The 20,704-nt window shown below is 46.5% G+C and carries 14 protein-coding genes; 10 read left to right on the top strand and 4 right to left on the bottom strand.

Annotated features, from left to right (window positions below):
* The first annotated feature begins 26 nt into the window (after nt 1-26).
* The 7 genes from pilQ to ACR64J_RS10730 all read left to right on the top strand — a co-directional run bounded on the left by pilQ (nt 27) and on the right by ACR64J_RS10730 (nt 13,537).
* The gene (gene pilQ / locus ACR64J_RS10760) at nt 27-2,528 is read left to right on the top strand and encodes a type IV pilus secretin PilQ (protein ID WP_435949686.1); all 2,502 of its coding nucleotides are present in this window, start codon (nt 27-29) and stop codon (nt 2,526-2,528) included.
* A gap of 140 nt (nt 2,529-2,668) precedes the next feature.
* Complete coding sequence (gene aroK / locus ACR64J_RS10755) at nt 2,669-3,271, top strand: shikimate kinase AroK (RefSeq protein WP_435951069.1); 603 nt, start codon at nt 2,669-2,671, stop codon at nt 3,269-3,271.
* Nucleotides 3,272-3,318: 47 nt separating this feature from the next.
* Nucleotides 3,319-4,419, top strand: a complete 1,101-nt coding sequence (gene aroB, locus ACR64J_RS10750; protein ID WP_435949685.1) for a 3-dehydroquinate synthase — start codon at nt 3,319-3,321, stop codon at nt 4,417-4,419.
* Between the two features lie 196 nt (nt 4,420-4,615).
* The gene (locus ACR64J_RS10745; RefSeq protein WP_435949683.1) at nt 4,616-5,674 is read left to right on the top strand and encodes a hypothetical protein; all 1,059 of its coding nucleotides are present in this window, start codon (nt 4,616-4,618) and stop codon (nt 5,672-5,674) included.
* Between the two features lie 484 nt (nt 5,675-6,158).
* Nucleotides 6,159-10,622 carry a glutamate synthase large subunit gene (gene gltB, locus ACR64J_RS10740; protein ID WP_435949681.1) on the top strand — a complete coding sequence of 1,488 codons (4,464 nt, stop codon included), beginning with the start codon at nt 6,159-6,161 and terminating at the stop codon, nt 10,620-10,622.
* Between the two features lie 118 nt (nt 10,623-10,740).
* On the top strand, nt 10,741-12,162 hold the full coding sequence (locus ACR64J_RS10735; protein ID WP_317199246.1) for a glutamate synthase subunit beta: 1,422 nt from the start codon (nt 10,741-10,743) through the stop codon (nt 12,160-12,162).
* A 130-nt stretch (nt 12,163-12,292) separates the two neighbouring features.
* Nucleotides 12,293-13,537, top strand: coding sequence for an FUSC family protein (locus tag ACR64J_RS10730; RefSeq protein ID WP_435949680.1), 1,245 nt, complete (start codon nt 12,293-12,295; stop codon nt 13,535-13,537).
* A gap of 118 nt (nt 13,538-13,655) precedes the next feature.
* Here the strand turns inward: ACR64J_RS10730 and ACR64J_RS10725 are convergent, their stop codons facing one another.
* A complete protein-coding gene (locus ACR64J_RS10725) occupies nt 13,656-14,798 on the bottom strand; it encodes an ABC transporter substrate-binding protein (protein WP_435949679.1) in 1,143 nt (380 codons plus the stop codon).
* A 256-nt stretch (nt 14,799-15,054) separates the two neighbouring features.
* On the opposite strand from ACR64J_RS10725, the gene ACR64J_RS10720 reads away from it, so the two are divergent.
* Together ACR64J_RS10720 and ACR64J_RS10715 are read left to right on the top strand one after the other, a co-directional pair.
* Nucleotides 15,055-15,903 carry a 3-oxoacyl-ACP reductase gene (locus tag ACR64J_RS10720; protein WP_435949678.1) on the top strand — a complete coding sequence of 283 codons (849 nt, stop codon included), beginning with the start codon at nt 15,055-15,057 and terminating at the stop codon, nt 15,901-15,903.
* Nucleotides 15,904-16,022: 119 nt separating this feature from the next.
* Nucleotides 16,023-16,280: a hypothetical protein gene (locus ACR64J_RS10715; protein WP_435949677.1), complete on the top strand. Its 258-nt coding sequence runs from the start codon at nt 16,023-16,025 to the stop codon at nt 16,278-16,280.
* Here ACR64J_RS10715 and ACR64J_RS10710 read toward each other — a convergent pair.
* Together ACR64J_RS10710 and ACR64J_RS10705 are read right to left on the bottom strand one after the other, a co-directional pair.
* Nucleotides 16,277-17,107 (bottom strand): Cof-type HAD-IIB family hydrolase, encoded by an 831-nt coding sequence (locus ACR64J_RS10710; protein ID WP_317199241.1) that lies wholly within the window; start codon nt 17,105-17,107, stop codon nt 16,277-16,279. The two genes, ACR64J_RS10715 and ACR64J_RS10710, sit on opposite strands and share 4 nt — an antisense overlap.
* 33 nt (nt 17,108-17,140) lie before the next feature.
* Nucleotides 17,141-18,664, bottom strand: coding sequence for a cryptochrome/photolyase family protein (locus tag ACR64J_RS10705; RefSeq protein WP_435949676.1), 1,524 nt, complete (start codon nt 18,662-18,664; stop codon nt 17,141-17,143).
* Nucleotides 18,665-18,861: 197 nt separating this feature from the next.
* Between ACR64J_RS10705 and ACR64J_RS10700 the strand changes: the two genes are divergently transcribed.
* Nucleotides 18,862-19,485: a hemerythrin domain-containing protein gene (locus tag ACR64J_RS10700; RefSeq protein ID WP_435949675.1), complete on the top strand. Its 624-nt coding sequence runs from the start codon at nt 18,862-18,864 to the stop codon at nt 19,483-19,485.
* A 723-nt stretch (nt 19,486-20,208) separates the two neighbouring features.
* On the opposite strand, the gene ACR64J_RS10695 is transcribed toward ACR64J_RS10700, so the two are convergent.
* Nucleotides 20,209-20,697, bottom strand: coding sequence for a hypothetical protein (locus ACR64J_RS10695; protein ID WP_435949674.1), 489 nt, complete (start codon nt 20,695-20,697; stop codon nt 20,209-20,211).
* Nucleotides 20,698-20,704 lie beyond the last annotated feature (7 nt).

Raw genomic sequence — 20,704 nt, 5'->3', positions numbered from 1 at the left:
TCGGCAGATCTTTTGAGGAATAAGCAATGACCGTACGCCATGATCAGGTAACAACAATGAGTAAACGCGTATCTTCACCCTTTGCCGTCTCGGCACTGGCGATAAGTATGATCACTATCAGTGCTAGCGCCTATGCCGAACAACGCATCAACACGGTCTCTGTGGTGCAGACAGCACCCGCCACTACCCAAATGCGTTTAGGGTTCTCCCAAACGCCGCAGTTGCCAGCTGCTTATCAGTTGGAGGATCCAAGCCGGCTGGTTTTGGACTTTGAGCAAGTGCAAAATGGGCTCAATAATCGCGCCAGCACCTATAACATTGGCATGATCAATGAAGTCACCACCTTAAATAACGACAGCACGACGCGCTTGATTGTGGGGCTTAGACAAGCTGGAGAGTACACGACTGCGATCGAAGGTAATGACTTACTCCTGACTATCACTGATCCTACTCGCGCTGTCGTATCCGCGCCTACTGTTGTACGTACACCTACCGTGGTGCGTACACCTACCGTGGTGCGTACACCTACCATAGTGAGTACTCCCACTGTAGTGACCACACCTACTATTGTACGTGCGCCTACTGTCATCACTAATGACCCTATTCAAGATGTGTTAAATGGCAATACGGCAATCACAACAACCCCAATCGTCACGCCTATTATCGAGACGACAACGGTACCTGCCGCTGCAGTGGTCAGTCGCCCTGTAACAGTGACCGAACAAGCCCCTGCCAATACAATGGTCGTACGAGTCAATCCCTTATTAGACCCAAGGCTTGCTAGTAGCCAAGTCAGTCAGCAATATAGCTATGATGGACTGACCGCACTGAATTTCTCTGCAAAGGGCAAGGGCGGTGATATCAGTATTGCGCTTGCAAACGAAGCCATTCCAGTAGATGTGCAGCGTCAAGGCAGCCAGCTTGTAGTTCGTCTGACGGGTAGTACGGTACCGCGTAACTTGCTGCGCCGCCTAAACATCAATAGCGGACTTGTCAGTAGTGTCGATACCAAAAACCAAGGTCAAAACGGCGTTATCACCATCAATATGAGTGGCGATTACGAGTATCAGGCTTATCAATCAGGCAATCAGCTTAATATTAGTGTTAAAGAGCCTGAGATGCTGCGAGAGCCGACTTTGGAGGAGAGAGTCTATACAGGTGAAGCCTTATCAATGGAGTTCCAAGACGTTGAGGTTCGTAGCGTTTTAGATATCTTGGCGCAGTTCACCGATATGAATATTGTCGCCAGTGATTCTGTCGCCGGCAATATTACCTTACGCCTTATTAACGTACCTTGGGATCAAGCGCTAGATATTATTCTAAAGAGTAAAAATCTTGGTAAGCGTGAGAATGGTAACGTCATTTTGGTCGCGCCATCCACTGAACTTGCTGAACAAGAAGCGCGTGAGCTGGCAGCACAGCAGGCGGTAGAGGCATACGCGCCGCTACGTACCGAATACATTCGTCTAAGCTACGCTAGAGCGCAAGACGTGTTTAATCTGATCTCCCAAGGGAGCGGCTCAACAGGTAACAATAATATCGGCGGGACGATTAACAATAACATCGGTACGGCTAACCGTTTTGAAGACAACAGCACGCTACTCTCGGCGCGCGGCACAGTCACTATTGATGAGCGTACCAATACTTTGATCGTAAAAGACGTCGCAGATAGCATCGAGAACATTCGCGAACTCATTAGCAAAATTGACATTCCTGTACGCCAAGTCATGATCGAGGCACGTATTGTGAGTGCAACCGATAGCTTTAGTAAAGAGATTGGTGTGCGCTGGGGTATTTTGTCTAATGGCGCGGCCAATAACCGCAGCCTGCTTGTCGGTGGTAGTAATCAGACACTTGCAGACCTAAAAGACTTCGACATAGAAACCACAACAGTGAATGGTCAAACGGTGTCTTATCCCTCATACGATATCAGTCGCCCTGATAATCTAAACGTTGATCTTGGGGTTGCTAATCCTGCTGGTAGTATCGCTTTTGGTTTACTTGGGCTCTCTGATGTCATGCTCGACCTGGAGCTCTCAGCGCTACAAGCTGATAACCGCGGTGAAGTCATCTCAACGCCCAAGATTTTGACAGCAGATAAACAAACGGCAAAAGTCTCATCAGGTACGCAAATTCCTTATCAAGAGGCTTCTGCTAGTGGGGCGACGACGACTAGCTTTAGAGAGGCGGCGCTTAGTTTGGAGGCCACACCGAATATCACTCCAGATGGCAAAATTGGTCTACAACTATTGATTACGAATGGTACGCCAACGATTATCAACAATCAGGTCGCCATCTCAGAGGACCTCATATCCACTAATGTCATTGTCGAAGATGGGCAAACCATTGTCTTGGGCGGCGTATTTAGAAACCGTACGAACAACGGCGTTGATAAAGTGCCTTTCTTGGGTGACTTGCCGTACATTGGTCGCGCCTTTCGCCGCGATGTCCGCAGTAACGACAAAGAAGAGCTGCTGATCTTTATCACCCCAAAACTGATCAATGATGGTATTAGTCGTCTAAACTAAGATCGGATAGTCCGATAAAAGCAAGCCTTAGTGCTTGCTTTTTTATGGCATAGATTTGAGCGTTATAGGCAAAAGTGAATACGTGACTAGCCAGAATATCGACGACGTTGTATGATAGAGTATTTGGCTGAGTAAGTATGATGATAGAGCAATTACCGTCGGTGTTTTTAGTCGGACCGATGGGCTCAGGAAAAACGACCATAGGCCGCCTGCTCGCTAGGCAATTGGGCCGCTCTTTTGTAGATAGCGACTGGTACATAGAATCGCAGACTGGCGCTGATATTGCTTGGATATTTGCTAAAGAGGGTGAAGCGGGGTTTCGTGAGCGTGAAACACGCGCTATAGATGAGCTGACGCAAAGAGAGCAGATCGTACTGGCAACGGGTGGCGGGGCAGTTATGGCTGCGAGCAACCGTGAGTTTTTGCGTGAGCGCGGCATTGTGGTTTATCTCAACGCCCCTGTTGAGGTGCAGGTCGCCCGTACCGCGCGTGACAAATCTAGACCGCTACTCCAGCAGCCTAATCCTCGAAAGATACTACAAAACTTATATGAGATTCGAGATCCCTTGTATCGGCAAGTGGCGCATATCATCATGCCAACGGGTCATACTTATCCGCGGCATATGGTCACTCAATTGCTTGAGCAACTCGAGCGCTTTTGCACCGAACAAAACATAACGACAGCAGTAATCGGTAGCGATGATCGTGACGTAGATACTCAAACAAAACGCTCTGCTGATTGACTATAACTATCTTAACTTGTCACCCCTCTATCATTTAGGAATCTTCTATGACAGCGCCAATATCTGCTAACGGTTTAATGGTTAAGACGCAAAGCCATGATTATCCGATTGTCATTACTAAAGATGCTCGCAAGCTTAGTATGAGTGAGCAAATTGTCCCCTTTATTAGTGGTCAGCAAGTATTGATCGTCACTAACGATACCGTTGCCCCTTTGTACTTACAGCCTTTGCAATCAGCGCTTGAAAAGAGTTTTACAGTCAAAGTATGCATCCTACCAGATGGCGAGCAGTACAAAAATCAGACCAGTATTAATCAGATCTACGATGCGCTTATGATCGAGCATTTTAACCGTGATGTGACACTCATTGCGCTTGGCGGCGGCGTGGTAGGGGACATGACAGGGTTTGCTGCCGCAAGCTTTATGCGCGGCGTTAATTTTATTCAGATTCCAACAACGCTACTGTCACAAGTGGACTCAAGTGTAGGCGGCAAAACGGGTATCAATCATCCACAAGGCAAAAACATGATCGGCGCTTTTTGGCAGCCGCAAATGGTGCTTGCTGATATGAGTACCCTGATTACTTTACCGCCACGTGAGCTATCCGCTGGACTGGCTGAGGTCATCAAATACGCGCTGATTATGGACGCCGATTTTTTGACTTGGCTTGAGGACAACATGGCGGCAATGATAGCGCTTGATCTAGAGATATTGGGGCAGGCAGTACAGCGCTGCTGCGAGTACAAAGCTGATGTCGTCGCGCAAGATGAGCGAGAATCTGGCGTACGCGCGCTGCTTAATTTTGGTCACACCTTTGGTCATGTGATCGAAACACACGAGGGTTATGGTAATTGGTTACATGGTGAGGCAGTCGCAGCAGGCATGATGCAGGCAGCTCAGCTATCACAAAAGATGGGCTGGTTAAATGCTGAGGATCTGGCGCGAGTAGAGCGAGTTTTAGCGAGCGCTAATCTGCCAACTACGCCGCCTCCAATTGATCCGCAAACGGCATTGGATCTTATGGGACATGACAAAAAGGTCAAACAAGGTCAGATTCGCCTTATTCTGCTCAAATCTTTAGGCGAGGCGGTCGTTACAGATAAGTTTGAGGCGCCGCTACTTGTAGAGGTATTGTCCAAGCACGCTTAGCCTAACTTATTGATACACTGACTAACTCATTGATACACTAACTGTTATACCTTATGTTCTCAAAGCTCATAACTTTCAAAACCTATAATTTTCAAATCTTTAGCACATAATGGTGTAAAATAGGGATAACGCAAACGAATAGAGGTCTCTACGTTTTATCCGTTTGCTCATTCTTATTTTTGCCAAGGATTTATTCATGGTAGCACCACGCTCAACAACGCCTCCTGCTCAGTCATATCGCCGTCAGGCACTGATGTGGTTACTGATGACGCTGATACTAGGCGTTATTACGGCTTTGATTTGGATGTTTAGCCAGACGCCATCTATGGCAAGCAAAATTGAGAATGCGCCCATTTCTGCGCCGCAATCTTTGAGTACTGAACTTGAACAGCCACTAGCTATCGAGGCTTTGCATGAGCTTGATACTGATGTGCAACCAATCAGTTTTGATGCCACTGTACGAGACTTACGTAGTTATCCTGCTGAATTCAAGGACAAGCGTTACTTACTCTCTAACAAGGGTAAGTGGACGGTGCAGGTGATGAATGTCGTTGAAAATGACGTGATTGTCAGTTATTTAGAAGGCCGCAAAGATCGCGACAAATTCTCCTACTTTCGCTATCGCGACGAAGATGATCAACTGCGCTACATGCTCACTTATGGACTGATGAGTAGCCCGCAAGAAGCGGCAGGTGCGGCTAAACTGATCGACTTTAAATTGCCTGCCAATGTTCGCGTGATACCTGAAGAGATCAATCGCTATGTCAGTATTATCGATAATTATGAGCGTCCAGGCCCTATTAAAGATCTAAGTACTAAGCGCGCCCGCTCCGTTAAATTAAAACGTACAAAACGTGAAGTGCCGCCGCCTCAGCGCGAGCAGGCACCTGCTCAAAACAACACAGACTCGAGCAATGCGTCGATCAATCAAGAGCCAAGTAATAGTAGCCCTACCCAGAGTATTCGTGAAGTGGAGAATACCGATTCTACCCTGTCAGTAGATGAGGAGCGCACTGTTGAGACCGAAGGTGCAAGCAATAATAAACCAAAAGCTGAGCAGAATAGTACCAAGCCTGCACCAGCTGATGTGATTACTGCACCTAAAAAGCCTCCTGTCGTACCGACGCCTAAGCCGCCGCCTGCCAGTAATACTACCGCGGCACCTGTCAATAATAGCAACAGCAAAGCGCCAGCAAAGAGCGATGCAAGAAGCGAAGATAGTATCAAGGCGTTAATAGAAGAAAAGAGCGAATAAAAACAGTCAAACAAGCAGTATGTACGTTAGACGACGTACGTACTGCTAAATAGTCTTGGACGCTACGCGCTATTCGTTCACCGCTAATAACCTCTAGTTATGACTTAGCAAAAAAGACTAGATTTATAGTTATGCATTCATTAAAATAAAGAGCACTAAAATTAGTAATATAAAGAAAGGTTTATCCTTAAATGTGAATAAAACCATATCTTTATGTCTTACCGGTCAAGGGTTTTTATCAGGCCGCACAGTTTGATAAGCTATAATGACGTTCAAGCTTTATGTACTTACAATAGCAGTCAAAGAATGACAATCGCTTACTGACCACATAAGACTTTGGCTTATATAAATACATTTACAGCGCATCACGCCATTTATTAATTCGGTTATAAGAATATTACCTGCCAGCCCGTTCTGCCTTCGGGCATCCGCTTATGATCCGCATTGGATGCATGAGCTGTCTGCTTACTTAAAAGGACAAGCTATGTTGATGATTTCCTCCCATACACATTTGGCGACGCCAGATGACTTCTCTGATAACTGTGGTTTTGGTTTGATTGCTCATATTGAAGGGCAAGCCAGCCACGATTTGGTCAAAACAGCCATTCATAGTTTAAGCTGTATGACCCATCGCGGCGGCGTTGCGGCTGACGGTAAAACGGGTGATGGTTGTGGTCTTTTACTTGCCAAACCGATTGAGTTTTTTAAACAAATCGCAACTGAGCAAGCTTTCGCTATTAGCGATAACTTCGCTGTCGGTATGGTATTTGTCAGTCTCGATGAGACCAAAGCTGTGCACAGTCAGCAAGTACTCGCTGAAGAAATTGAAGCGCAGGGACTTAGAGTTGCAGGCTGGCGCGATGTACCTACTGATTTGGATATTGTCGGTGAAATCGGCCGTGAGACATTGCCTGACTTTAAGCAGATATTTGTAAATGCTACTGACACGTTAAGCCCTGATGACTTTAACCGTAAACTGTTCGTTGCTCGTAAAAAAGCAGAGCAGCGCCTAAGTGATGATGAGCTGTTTTATGTTTGCTCATTGAGCTGTCAGACGATTATCTATAAAGGTCTGGTCATGCCCTCAGATCTGCCCGCGTTCTTTTTAGATTTGCAAGACACGCGTTTGGCATCGCATATCGTCGTTTTCCATCAGCGCTTTTCGACCAATACGTTGCCGCGCTGGCCTCTAGCCCAGCCGTTTCGTTACTTGGCTCATAATGGCGAGCTCAACACTATCACAGGCAATCGTAACTGGTCTGAAGCACGTACGCCAAAGCTAAAATCAGATAAGCTGCCCAACCTAAACGAATTGACCCCGCTAGTAAATAGCACAGGGTCTGATTCTTCAAGCCTTGATAATATGCTTGAGGTATTGATGTCAGGCGGTATGAATCTGTTTCACTCGATGTCTATCTTAGTGCCACCAGCATGGCAAAATGTTGATAGCATGGATATGGATCTGCGCGCGTTTTATGAGTTTTACTCGCAGCATATGGAAGCATGGGATGGGCCTGCTGGTCTTGTGATTCAAGATGGTCGCTACGCGGTTTGTATGCTTGATCGTAACGGTCTGCGTCCTTCGCGCTGGGTGACGACTAAGAACGGCTATATCACCGTGGCCTCTGAGATTGGCGTTTGGGATTACGATCCCAAAGACGTGCTGGCAAAGGGACGCGTCGGTCCTGGTCAGATGCTGGTCATCGATACATTGACCGGTCAAATACTCGATACCAAAGCCATAGCGACTTTACTTAAAAAAGCTCACCCCTACCGTAAATGGCTACGCGAGGAGGCGACGCGCATTCGTGATGACGAGCGCTTAGAAGAAGAGTTGGCTGCCAAAGCTTGTCGCGGCGATAGCCTTAAAGCACTACAAAAAATGTATCACATCACTAATGAAGAGCGTACCGAAATCATCCGCCCTAACGCTGAAAATGGTCAAGAGCCAGTCGGCTCAATGGGTGACGATACGCCAATGGCTGTGCTATCACAGCAGATACGCCATGTGGGAGACTTTTTCCGTCAGCAGTTCGCTCAGGTCACCAATCCACCGATCGATCCGCTACGCGAATCTATCGTCATGTCGCTACAGACTTGCCTTGGTGCGCAGACCAATGTGTTTGCGCCATCAGCCAAAGACGCGCACCGCATTGTACTGTCATCACCAGTGCTTTCAGCGAGCAAAATGCATCAGATTGAACATTTAGAGGACGGCGCCTTTAAGATGGCGCGCATCGATCTTAACTACGATCGCAATCTGACACTATCAGAAGCTATTGTTGCTATTTGTGAGCAAGTAGCAGCCAAGGTGCGAGCAGGCAACACCTTGATTGTCTTATCAGACAAAGCAATTGACGCAGGCAAAGTACCTGCTAATGCGATTATGGTCACAGGCGCAGTACATCATTACCTCATCGCTCAAGGCATTCGTACCGATGCCAACCTAATTATTGAAACAGGTCTTGCACGAGATTCGCATCATATTGCAGTACTAATCGGTTTTGGTGCAACATGCGTCTATCCGTATTTGGCGTATGATGTTATCGATGATTTGGTCGCAACTGGAGAGCTATTGGGCGACCCTATTCAAGCGCGGGTTAATTTCCGTAAGGGCTTGAATAAAGGCTTGCTCAAAATCTTATCCAAGATGGGCATCTCAACGATCGTCTCTTATCGCGGCGCGCAGTTATTTGAAGCGGTTGGTCTGTCTGAGGAAGTGGTTGCCATGTGCTTTAAAGGCGTGCAAAGCCGTATCAAAGGCGCAACCTTTGAGGACTTAGCCGCTGATCAAGCTCAATTGGCAACCAATGCCTTTAAACGCCGAGCGCCACTCGATCAAGGCGGTCTGCTTAAGTTTGTCTTTAATAAAGAGTATCACGCCTTTAACCCTGATGTGATCAACAGCTTGCATACCGCCGTTCGTACAGGGGATTATGAGAATTACCGTCAGTATGCAGATATTGTCAATAATCGCCCCGTCGCCACTTTGCGTGACTTGCTACAGCTCAATACCAGTAACAGCATCGATGTCGAAGAGGTCGAGGACAGCGCGTTAATACTCAAGCGTTTTGACTCCGCTGGCATGTCTCTTGGTGCGTTATCCCCTGAGGCGCACGAGTCAATAGCGATGGCGATGAATACTATTGGCGGTCGCTCAAACTCAGGTGAGGGCGGCGAGGATTCAGTACGTTACGGCACTTTGCGTAATTCAAAGATTAAACAAGTGGCCTCGGGTCGTTTTGGGGTGACGCCCGCGTATTTGCGCTCAGCTGAGGTTATGCAGATCAAAGTAGCTCAAGGCGCAAAACCTGGCGAGGGCGGTCAGCTGCCAGGCGGTAAGGTCAACGCTTTGATTGCGCGTCTGCGCTATTCTGTACCAGGGGTGACGCTAATCTCGCCGCCGCCGCATCATGATATTTATTCTATTGAGGATTTAGCACAGCTCATATTTGATCTTAAACAAGTTAATCCTGATGCGCTGGTCTCTGTCAAACTCGTCTCGCGCCCAGGCGTGGGTACAATTGCCACAGGCGTTGCCAAAGCTTATGCGGATCTGATTACCATCTCAGGCTATGATGGTGGTACAGCAGCGTCACCGCTGTCATCTATTCATCATGCAGGCTCGCCGTGGGAGCTAGGACTTGCTGAAACTCAGCAGTCGCTACGAGTCAATGGCCTGCGTCATAAAGTCCGCGTACAGACCGATGGTGGTCTCAAGACGGGACTGGATGTCGTCAAAGCGGCCATATTGGGTGCTGAGAGCTTTGGTTTTGGTACCACGCCGATGATTGCCGTAGGTTGTAAGTATTTGCGTATTTGTCATTTAAATAACTGCCCAACAGGGGTGGCGACGCAAACGGCTAAACTACGCGATGAGCACTACATTGGCGAAGCTGAGATGCTAATCAACTTCTTTAAGTTCGTCGCAACAGAGACGCGAGAGTGGCTAGCGGCGCTTGGCGTACGTAGCATGGAAGAGCTGGTCGGGCGTACTGACTTGCTCGATGTGTTAGAAGGCAATACGGATAAACAGCGTCATCTTGACTTATCACCGTTATTATTTAGTCACCCTGCCAGCAGCGGTATGCCGCAGACTTGTCAGGTCGAGCGTAACGAGCCGTTTGATAAAGGCTTGCTTGCTGAGCAAATGATTAAAGATATGATGCTCGCTATCCGTAAAGGCACGGGCGGGGATTACAGCTATTACGTTGGCAATTGTGATCGCTCTATCGGCGCGCGTATTTCAGGCGAGATTGCGCAGGTTTGGGGTAATCTTGGCATGAGTGATATGCCAATTAAGCTGCATCTGACGGGTACCGCAGGTCAGAGCCTTGGCGTCTGGAACGCAGGCGGTCTCAATATCGAGCTTGAAGGTGATGCCAATGACTATGTCGGCAAAGGTATGACTGGTGGCGAGATTGTTATTTATCCGCCAAAAGACTCGAGTTTCGCCGCGCAGGATACGGCTATTATAGGTAATACTTGTCTATACGGCGCGACAGGCGGCAAGCTCTATGCTGCTGGCACCGCAGGCGAGCGCTTTGGTGTACGTAACTCGGGCGCTCATGCAGTCATCGAGGGCACAGGCGATCATTGCTGTGAGTACATGACAGGCGGTATTATGACTATCCTTGGCAAAACAGGTCTTAATTTTGGCGCAGGTATGACAGGCGGTTTCGCTTACGTGCTCGATATGGAAGGCGACTTCTTTGATCGCTGTAATCATGAGCTAATTGATCTCAACCGCATCTCAAGTGAGCAGACTGAAGGCCACCGTATTCATCTGCAAAAGGTCATCGAAAACCATGTCAATAAGACAGGCAGCGCTTGGGGCCGAACCATACTAGCTGATTTTGAGCATTATGTTCGTAAGTTTTACTTGGTCAAGCCTAAGGCTGCCAGTATCGCAAACTTACTCAAAACGACCATGGCAGACCCGCAGTAGTCGCGTTATTTTGAGTACAAAAGACGCTTCAATGTTTTAAGCAGGCAGATGACTTTTATCGCATCTTTATTAACCGAAAACGATTACAGTCATCGCCCACTAATCAAGAGATTTTATCATGGCAAAACGCTTAGACAATAACTATCAGTTTATCGAAGTACCGAGGCTTGAGCCGACCAAAAAAGACATCGTCACCCGAGCAACAGAGTTCGTTGAGATCTACAATCCTATCGAGAGTGAGTCAATCGCTCAGCAGTCGCATCGTTGTCTTGAGTGCGGTAACCCTTATTGCGAATGGAAATGTCCGGTACACAACTACATTCCCAATTGGCTCAAACTTGCGACCGAAGGACAGATCTTTCAAGCCGCTGAGCTATGTCATCGCACCAATACTTTACCTGAGGTATGCGGGCGCGTATGTCCGCAAGATCGTTTGTGCGAAGGCGCTTGTACCCTCAATGACGGCTTTGGCGCAGTCACTATCGGTAATGTTGAGAAGTACATTAACGATACCGCTTTTGCTCTTGGCTGGCGTCCTGATATGTCCAATGTCGTCTGGACGGATAAAAAGGTCGCCATTATCGGCGCGGGGCCTGCTGGCCTTGGCTGCGCAGATATCTTGGTGAGAAACGGCGTTAAGCCAGTACTTTTTGATAAGCGTCCTGAGATTGGTGGCCTATTAACCTTTGGCATTCCAGAGTTCAAGATGGAAAAAGACGTCATGCGCAATCGCCGCGAGATCTTTGAAGGCATGGGTATGGAGTTTCGCTTGGAGACAGAGATTGGGACTGATGTCAGTATCGATGAGCTTATGCAGGATTATGACGCGGTATTTATGGGTATGGGCGCTTATACTTATATGCGCGGCGGTTTTGCTGGTGAAGAGCTAGAAGGCGTTCATGATGCTCTTGATTTTTTGATCGCTAACGTCAATCGCTGCAACGACTGGGAGAAAAACCCAGAGGAATATATTGATCTCAAAGGCAAGCGCGTGGTGGTGCTCGGCGGCGGTGATACGGCGATGGATTGCAACCGTACTAGCATTCGTCAAGGTGCCGAGCAAATTGTCTGTGCCTATCGCCGTGATGAGGAGAACATGCCAGGCTCGCGCCGCGAAGTCATTAACGCGCGTGAGGAGGGCGTTGAGTTTTTATTTAATCGTCAGCCGACTGAAATTATTGGCTTAAATGGTAAAGTGAATGGCGTCAAAGTCGTCACTACGCAATTAGGCGCGCCTGATAACCGTGGTCGCAGTCGCCCTGAGCCTATTCCAAATTCAGAAGAGATCATCCCCTGTGATGCAGTCATCTTGGCCTTTGGTTTTCGCCCAAGCCCAGCAGATTGGTTCGAAGGTCAGCAAGTGGCGATGAGTCAATCAGGACTTGTCGTTGCGCCAGAGGAGCAAACCTTTAAATTTCAAACCAAAAACCCAAAAATATTTGCAGGCGGGGATATGGTTCGTGGTTCTGATTTGGTCGTAACGGCGATTTGGGAAGGACGCGAAGCGGCTGAAGGTATCTTGGACTATTTGGAGGTCTAAATATCAGGCCTGAGTTCACCCTAACGTCTTTTATCTATAAAAAGGTAAAAGGCGTTATTTTTATGGTCAAGTTAGACGTAGATAGTAGATAATGTCTATTACAACCTGTCATGACAAAAGAGTATCCCGCGTGAAACCGACTATTTGGCAACGGGTCACCGCCCCTCTCGTTGAGCCGTATGCCCGCTACCAACATGCTGATGTACTGCACGCTATACGTTTGGGCACAGCAGTACTAATAGCGCTGATACTAAATGAATTCACGCGTCTACCACACGGCGAGTGGACGACCATCACCGTGTTTGTCATCTTGGGCTTGTTGCAATATCAAGGTGCTATTTATACCAAAGCCAAAGAGCGGGTGCTCGGCACTTTGCTTGGCGTAGCTGTTGGTTTGGTGTTTTTGTGGCTTAGTCAAGATATGGGCGCTTGGTTATGGCTGTATTATATGTTGATTGGCATTATCAGCGGCATTATTGGTTATGTAGCAGTCAAGCAGCTCGGTTATATTGGACTATTAACAGGCATCACTATGCTGATGATTGTCTCAAGTCCTGATCAAAGCAATATCACCCAGGACGGGATGTTCCGCGCTGTTAATATCTTGATTGGTACGCTAGTGGCAGTCGCGGCAACTTTAGTACTACCGCTCAAGTCAACCTTGATGTGGCGGTTCTTATTGGCGACCAACCTTGAGGCCTGTAGTGACCTGTACGCTGGAGTCGGTGATCATGTCGGTGCTGATACGCTGGTTCATCAAACCTTTGAGCCCATTACGACGTCCATTACGAAGACCGATCCGCTAAATCTCACCTATAGCGCAAACAAAGTGGTAGATATACCCGTTGATGATACCTTGCCCAAAGCACTAAAGGCGATCAATAAGCGTCTGCTAGCTGTCCGCCCGCATATGGCCGCTACTATGAGCGAGTCAGGTATCGACAAAAAAACCATCGAAACCATTCAGCGCACTCATCGCAATATCATTGGAACGATTGATCTACTGCTAACTGCCGCGCCGCGTTTGGCTAGTATTGAGATCGATGAGGATAATCATATTTTGCTCAAGCACTATCAGCACGAGCTCACTCATGCTATGCAAAACATAGCCGCGGTACTACGTAGCCCAAGCGATGAGTCGTTTCGTGCGATTACGCGTATCGAGGTCTCAGAATACCCAAGCGTGCAGCATCTAGCCTTTGAGTGGCAAGGGTATTTTTGGTTAACACAAACCTTGCAAATACAATTGCAGCGTTTAAGCGATCTACTCGAAAAAACCAATGCGCAGTGGTTTGCCGCTTCAGGTCTTAGGTATCAGCGCCGCGAAAAACGTCGTATTGAAGCGCATGGCGGCGAGACTGATCTGCATTTATAATTATTGACCCTTTAACCCTTTAAACTTTTGTCACTTCTGTAAAAAAACGCTACCGATTGCTCGATAGCGTTTTTTTATCGCTGAATAACTAGTGCAGCGATTAATGACAGTGCAGCGATTAACGACCTGTCTTTAGCATATCCCAATACTGCTGATACACTTGCAAGGCGTCGTCACCGACGTCTTCTTGAAACTCCGCTTTGGCAAGCACTTCTTGAGAGGGGTAGATCGTTGGGTTATTGCGTACGCCTTCATCCATCAGCTCACGTGCAGCGCTATTGGGTGACGCATAACCAATCTCTTCGCTGACGATTTTGGCATTCTCAGGACGCAATAGATAATCGATGAATTGATGCGCGGCGTCTACTTGTTTAGCGTTCTTGGGAATGACAAAGTTATCCATCCAAAGAATAGCGCCCTCAGACGGATACTTATAAACCAAGCTGGTCAGACCTTCATCATTCGCCATGACCGCTTCACCATTCCAAGTCATACCTAGATTGGTTTCGCCTTCGATATAGGGCATGCGAGTGGCATCAGAATTAAAGGTTTTGACGTTGGGCATGAGCGTGGTCAGCTTCTCATAAGCGGCTTTGATCTCATCAGGATTGCTGCTATTGCCTGAGTAGCCAAGGGTCAATAGCGCCATACCGAATACTTCGCGCACGTCATTGGTAAGCATGACCTGATCTTTATACTCAGGCTTCCATAAATCATTCCAGCTATTAACGCTGGCAGGATCGACGCTATCACCGTTGATGGCAAGGCCAGTGCTGCCCCACATATAGGGAATCGAGTATTTGTTGTCTGGATCGACTTTTGTATTAGTGAATGAGGTATCCAAGTTGCTAAAGTTGCTTAGTTTTGACTGATCTATCTTTTGTAATAGCCCTTCGTTTGCCATTTTTTCGACATAGTACGTTGACGGTACGGCAAGATCATACTGACTTGAGTCATCGAGCAGTTTGAGCTTGGCATACATTGCCTCATTGGAGTCAAAAGTGGTGTAATTCACAGAGATACCTGTCTCAGCCTCAAAACCATCCAAAATCTCTTGCGGCATATACTCAGACCAGTTATACAGATTGAGCGTCACATCACTACTCGGCGCGCCGTCGGTGGCAGCGGTATCTGAGTTGCTACAGCTGGCAAGTACCAAAGCAACGGCAGCACTAAGCAGCAGTTTCGGCATTACTTTACGTGTTGAGCGTTTGGTGGCTTGCATGGCGGTATTGGTGTTCAAGGCAGAGAGTTGAGTCAAAATAGTGCTCCTAAAGTCAGACAAATAAATATTGAGACACGTGGCAAGTATCAGCAATGATACTGTTATGGTCATAACTTAACGTGTTTTAAAGGGTAACGATAAAATCAGCTATTTTCAACAGGCTTTGATTAAATGTCAGGCTATAAGGTAAAAGATGGCATAAAAGAGAAAGCCATGAGTTATGATATGATTGCTAACATTTTACCCATCTTTGATTTTTCTACTTTTGTTTTTTACCATAAAGGATACTCTTATGGCTCAGACGCAACCCACTATGACTTCTCAATCGACTATGATTTCGCAGTCGACCGTTTCTCAACTGACAATGCCGCAATTGTTGACGGATAAGGTAGTCATAGTTACTGGTAGTAGTCGCGGACTTGGCGCAAAAATCGCGCAGCAAATGGCCGCTGCTGGCGCTCGTGTATGCGTCAATTATCTGAGCAGTAAAGACGCCGCTGATAAAGTCGTCGCCGACATTATATCAGTAGGCGGGCATGCTTTTGCTTATCAAGCAGATGTCACTGAGCTGGCAGAAGTCAAAGCCATGGCAGAGGAGGTCAGCAAGCGCTATGGGCGTATCGATGTTTTAGTCAATAATGCTTTGCCTCACTATCAGTTTGACCCAAGTGCTGACTATACCAGTATCGAAACCGTAAAATGGGCGCATTTTTCACAGCAAATCGATGGTATCGTCAAAGGCGCGGTCAATACCGTACAAGCGGTACTGCCGCAGATGAAAGCGCAGCACATGGGTAAGATTATCAATATCTCAACCAATCTAATCTATAACCCAGTAGTGACTTACTATGATTACACCACAGCCAAATCTGCGCTGGTTGGACTAACGCGTAACTTAGCAAGCGAGCTTGGCCCGCATGGTATTCGAGTTAATTTGCTCGCAGGTGGTCTCCTAAAAACGACGGATGCTAGCAGCCTCACGACTGAAGCAGTCTTTGATTATATCGCCACCACCACGCCGCTACGTCAAGCCACCTCAGTTGCTGATTTTGCTAATGCAGTACTGCTAATGGCGTCTGATTTGAGCGCAGCAATTACTGGACAATCTATTGCCGTTGATGGCGGTTTGACTATGCCTTAAAAGCCTTAAAGCCTTCAATTAAGAAGTTTTAAGGTTAAAAAGCGTTAAAAGTTAGAATCACTAAGAAAAAATCACTAACAACCAAAAGTATCTGGAACCGATATTTAAAGAGAAATACTATGAACAACCGCCAACGCGCAGGCATACTCACTGCCATAATTGGGCTTATCGCTCTAATTGCCCTGCTTAATGCCAGCACGTCCGCCTCTATTATTAACTGGCCTATGGAGGCCTACTTAGGCACTGTATTTACCATTGGCTGGCTAAGCGGCGTGCCTGATTGGTTGGCTTATATCTTAGCCATTGTGGTGTTTGTAGTGGTCATCGGCATAGGGTATAAGCTTGGCAGTTGGCTCTATGGATTGGTGCGGGGTTAAGACACCATATCCAAACGCTCAAGTACCGACTGAATGCCGCGCTCCTCAATGGTGCCTGTGACAAAGTCTGCGCGCTCAATCAAGGCAGGTTGTGCGTCACCCATCGCCACCGCAAAGCCTACCAGATCAAACATCTCTAAATCATTAAAACCGTCACCAAACGCCATACATTCACTAGCATCAACGCCGTAATGCTGACAGACATCCAAAATACCGCGCGCTTTTGAGGCTTCAATCGGCAAGATATCTGCGCCCGTATTGTGCCAATGCACGAGCTTGAGATCGTACTTGGCAAAGTCGACTTCTTGCATCTTCTCTTGCTGATTATTAAAAAATACTGAGCACTGATAGACTTCACTGGTCTGGTGATAAAAGGGATCGACGATAGAATTTGGCGTACGCGCATTAAACTCACGCAAGCGCTCATTTTCATCCGACCAAGCGATATGGGTCGCTGAATCAAACTTGTGTATCAAATCGCTGGCTTGGCACAGCTCTACAATTTTGGTTGTTTGCTTATTCGACAAGGGATAGTGACTGATTCTATTATGATTATCAAAACTATATTGACCATTCATACAGATGATCGAATCGAGTACGTTGGCCTCTAGTAGCGCCAAGATATCAGGCGGCAAAATCGCTTTTGAGCGCCCTGTCGAGATGACAAGTTTGACATCAGAATGAGCTAGCGCCTCAAGCGTCGCTTGATTATGCTTAGCAATGATGCCTTTACGGCTAAGCGTATCATCGATATCAAAAAAGATGATCTTGGGTGTCGGGATTTTACTTGTCGCCCGCGCACCGCTGGCTTTAAATTCGGTAAACATAGCTATCCTTGTCTTACTTAAATTTGCGTTCTTTTAAACTTCTTTATCTAATTGCGCTAAAAACTCATTGGCATTTTTTAGGTGCTCTTTTTGCTGGTTTTTATCCATCTTATCCCACATGGATAGCAGCATACCGATACGCGGGTTCTTTGCAAAAAAGTCGCGATGTACATGCATAAAGCGCCAAAACAGCCCATCCCAAATAGCCGCCCACTCGACAAGCTCGCCTTTGGACTTGACGGGATAATCGCTCATTTTATTAATATAGTTACTACCGCTGATATAGGGTTTGGTCGCCATCAGACCGCCATCGGCAAACTGACTCATGCCATAGATATTAGGCACCATCACCCAATCATAAGCATCGATAAACAGCTCCATAAACCACTGATAGACCTCATCAGGATCAAACTCACAGAGCAGCATAAAGTTGCCAAAGATCATGAGGCGCTCAATGTGATGCGCGTATCCTGTTTTCAGCACTTTTTTAATCGTCGTATCAATGGGCATGATACCCGTATCACCGGTATAAAAGCTGGGCGGTATCTTACGCGTAAAGCCCCAAAAGTTACTGCTGCGCTGTTTGCGTCCAATATACTCGTAGAGTCCGTACATAAACTCGCGCCAGCCGATAATCTGGCGGATAAAGCCCTCTAACGAGTTAATCGGAATATCGTATTCCTCGCTAATCTCAAGCGTGCGCGTCACCACTTGCTCAGGGGTGAGCAGACCCGTATTAAGCATTGGCGTCAAAATACTATGATGCAGTACATGCTCGCTTGCGACGATAGCGTCTTCATATTTACCAAAGTCTTTAAAGCGTGTCGCTAAAAAGTTCTCAAGCCACACCTCCGCCTCGTCATGAGTGGTCGGATAACGAAAGTCAGGATTGGCCTCGCCATAATGGCTGCCAAAATTGTCTTCAACGTAGCTTATCGCTTCCTTGTAACGCTCAGTTAACTTAGGAAAGTCAAGCGCAGGCGGCGTCTCTTTACGTGGGTATTTTTTGCGGTTGTCCTCATCAAACGACCACTGTCCGCCGATAGGATCATCATCGTCATCAACGAGTATTTTTTCACGTTTGCGCTGCTCTATGTAAAAGTCATGATGGAACAGGCGTTTGTCGCGAAAAAACTCGCAATAGACAGGCAAAGGGTTCAAAAACATCGGCGTTGGCGAACAATCAAAGTCGATATCAGCGTCTAGTACGGCCTGCTGGACGTACATACGCAGCCAGTCATCGACCAGATCAATACAATAAATTTTTGCAATAGCATCATCATTGTCAGCATCGTTTTTGCTGCTGACAAAGCTCGCAACCAGCTTACGACAGTCGCTGTGTTTATGGGCGGATTCGATGTAGTGTACGGTTTTGCCCGCGTCCTTTAGAGTTTGCTCATAAGCTTTCATACTCGCGCGGTGCAGTACTAGCTTTTGCTTATGAAAGGGATACTGGGTAAAGTACAAATCCTCTTCAATTAGGTAGCACACATCCTGCCAAAGGCTCACGTTGGCAAATAGCTGATGCGGAAATATTAGGCTGACTTTTTTACTCATAACATAGAGGCAAGATTGGCTAAGACAACTCATTATAAATGAGCCATTGCCATGTTGTAAGGTAGGGTTGTGTTACTGATTAAATGCTAAAACGCTACGTAAGATTTTATTGTTGCCCATAACCGAAAAGACTTTTGCTTTAACCACTCTATAAATCACATGGCAAAACCACCATATACGTAAGCATTAAACCGAGTATGAATAATAAAAATGAGAGCGAGCCAATGACCACAGCGACCAACGACACAAGCCAGCAAGAGCGCGACGATGATTTATTTAGCATCACGCCGCGTCACCCCGATAGTCGCCTTGAGGCGGACTGGTTGTTTCTGTATAACAAGCTGCCGCCTGATCAATGGTTTGACGCAGATTACGCCTACAAGACCTCAGGCTGGCTAAAGGTGCATACCAATATACGCAAACGCCAACGTATATTGATGCAAATCAGTGACGCCTATCAAAACGGCGAGTTTGATTGGTCAGAGTATCGCTCGCAAATCCTTAAACGCATCAATATGCATACCCTAAAGTTGCATCAGCATCATGGGGTCGAGGACGAAGGATTCTTCCCTGAGTTTGTGAGCCTGTATCCGCAGCTACAGGCAGGGTTTGAGGTATTAGGTCATGACCATGAGTATCTCAATGCGCTACTGGATAAATTGCAAATTCAAAACGATGCGCTGGCGAAAAGTGAGGGTGAGGACAAGGCGCTGGCTAAGGAATTGCACGACACGCTATTCAAAGTGACCGATTTACTTCAGCAGCATTTAACTGATGAAGAGGATTTAGTCATTCCGATTTTGGGGCTGAGGCAGAGTTAGGGGTTGCATATTGAACACAATTGATATTATCAGTAGCCATTCCCGCCTTGCGCTTGTATATGCTCATCTGCGCGAGGTGAGGGCTACGGTTTGAGGTGTCTCCTGCTCTGCGAGCCATCCCAAAACCTAGCCCTCACAACTCGCCCAGCTCAGCAGGATACCGCTGCAGTCGAGGCTAGCGGTGAGCTTATGTGCTTGCGGCTATTGGTCATGGTTTGGACTTTCTTTATTATTAGAAAACAAAGCTTTGTGTAGGGTGGGTTAGCGCTAGCGTAACCCACCGCATGCTAGAAAAATTAAATGGTGGGTTACGTTTTATCCGCACTCTCTGCGAGAGTTTGATAAAACTAACCCACCCTACGCGCTAATATCTGAGTTACCCTTCAAATATCCCCCAAAATATACCTAGTAATAAACAGAGCACTATCCACCATTTAGGAATAGTGCGGCTCTTACTCTCATTTATATAAGAGTAGTAGGGTGCGCCTCGCGCACCATTTACGAGTTAATTGGTGCGCGAGGCGCACCCTACGCAAACTTTGGATAATGGTAGTGAAAGTTGCTTTTGTGGCATAGACTTGAATTATTTATCAGAGTTTATTCATCTGACTGGGGTGGAGCGGATATTGATAAAATTGAAGTAAGTTATGATAGATAGTTTAAGGTTGATTTTTTTCGTCATAGCTTTGCTGGGCTAAAAGCCCAGCCTACGCGAGCTAAACATTATCTTTTATACTTTACTGGAAAGTAGTCATCAACTTTATCAGGATGATTAATCTCTAAAAATAATTTGAACGTATTATCTATATCTTCCATTAAGGCTTTGCTTTCCATAGATTTATAAGTATTCGTAATTAATTCAATTTGAATCCATAATCCACCACCATGCCACATATGTTTAGCAAGATGAGGATAATAATCAATACTAATGTAAAGATCAACAAACTCAGCAATAATGTCATTTAAAAAAAAACTAGTACAAAGTTTGAAATCTAGTTGCTTTGATAAAAAATCAAAGCAATCTATTTCTTTATTTCTTACTCGCTTTATATCATTAATAAAAATATCATAAGTTTCTAACTCATCTGAAAGCAGTTTTCTTGAATAAGCCCACTCAACTATATAGAAGAAAAAAACCGCATAGTACTCTACCTCGATACCAGAAATATCTGAGGTTATTTCAAAGTCATCAAGTTCAACAATTTTACTCATAAGTCTA

Source organism: Psychrobacter sp. DM8, from assembly GCF_051307025.1.
GTDB lineage: Bacteria > Pseudomonadota > Gammaproteobacteria > Pseudomonadales > Moraxellaceae > Psychrobacter.
The sequence above is the reverse complement of the archived record's forward strand: the minus strand, read 5'-3'. Positions and strand labels throughout refer to the sequence as shown.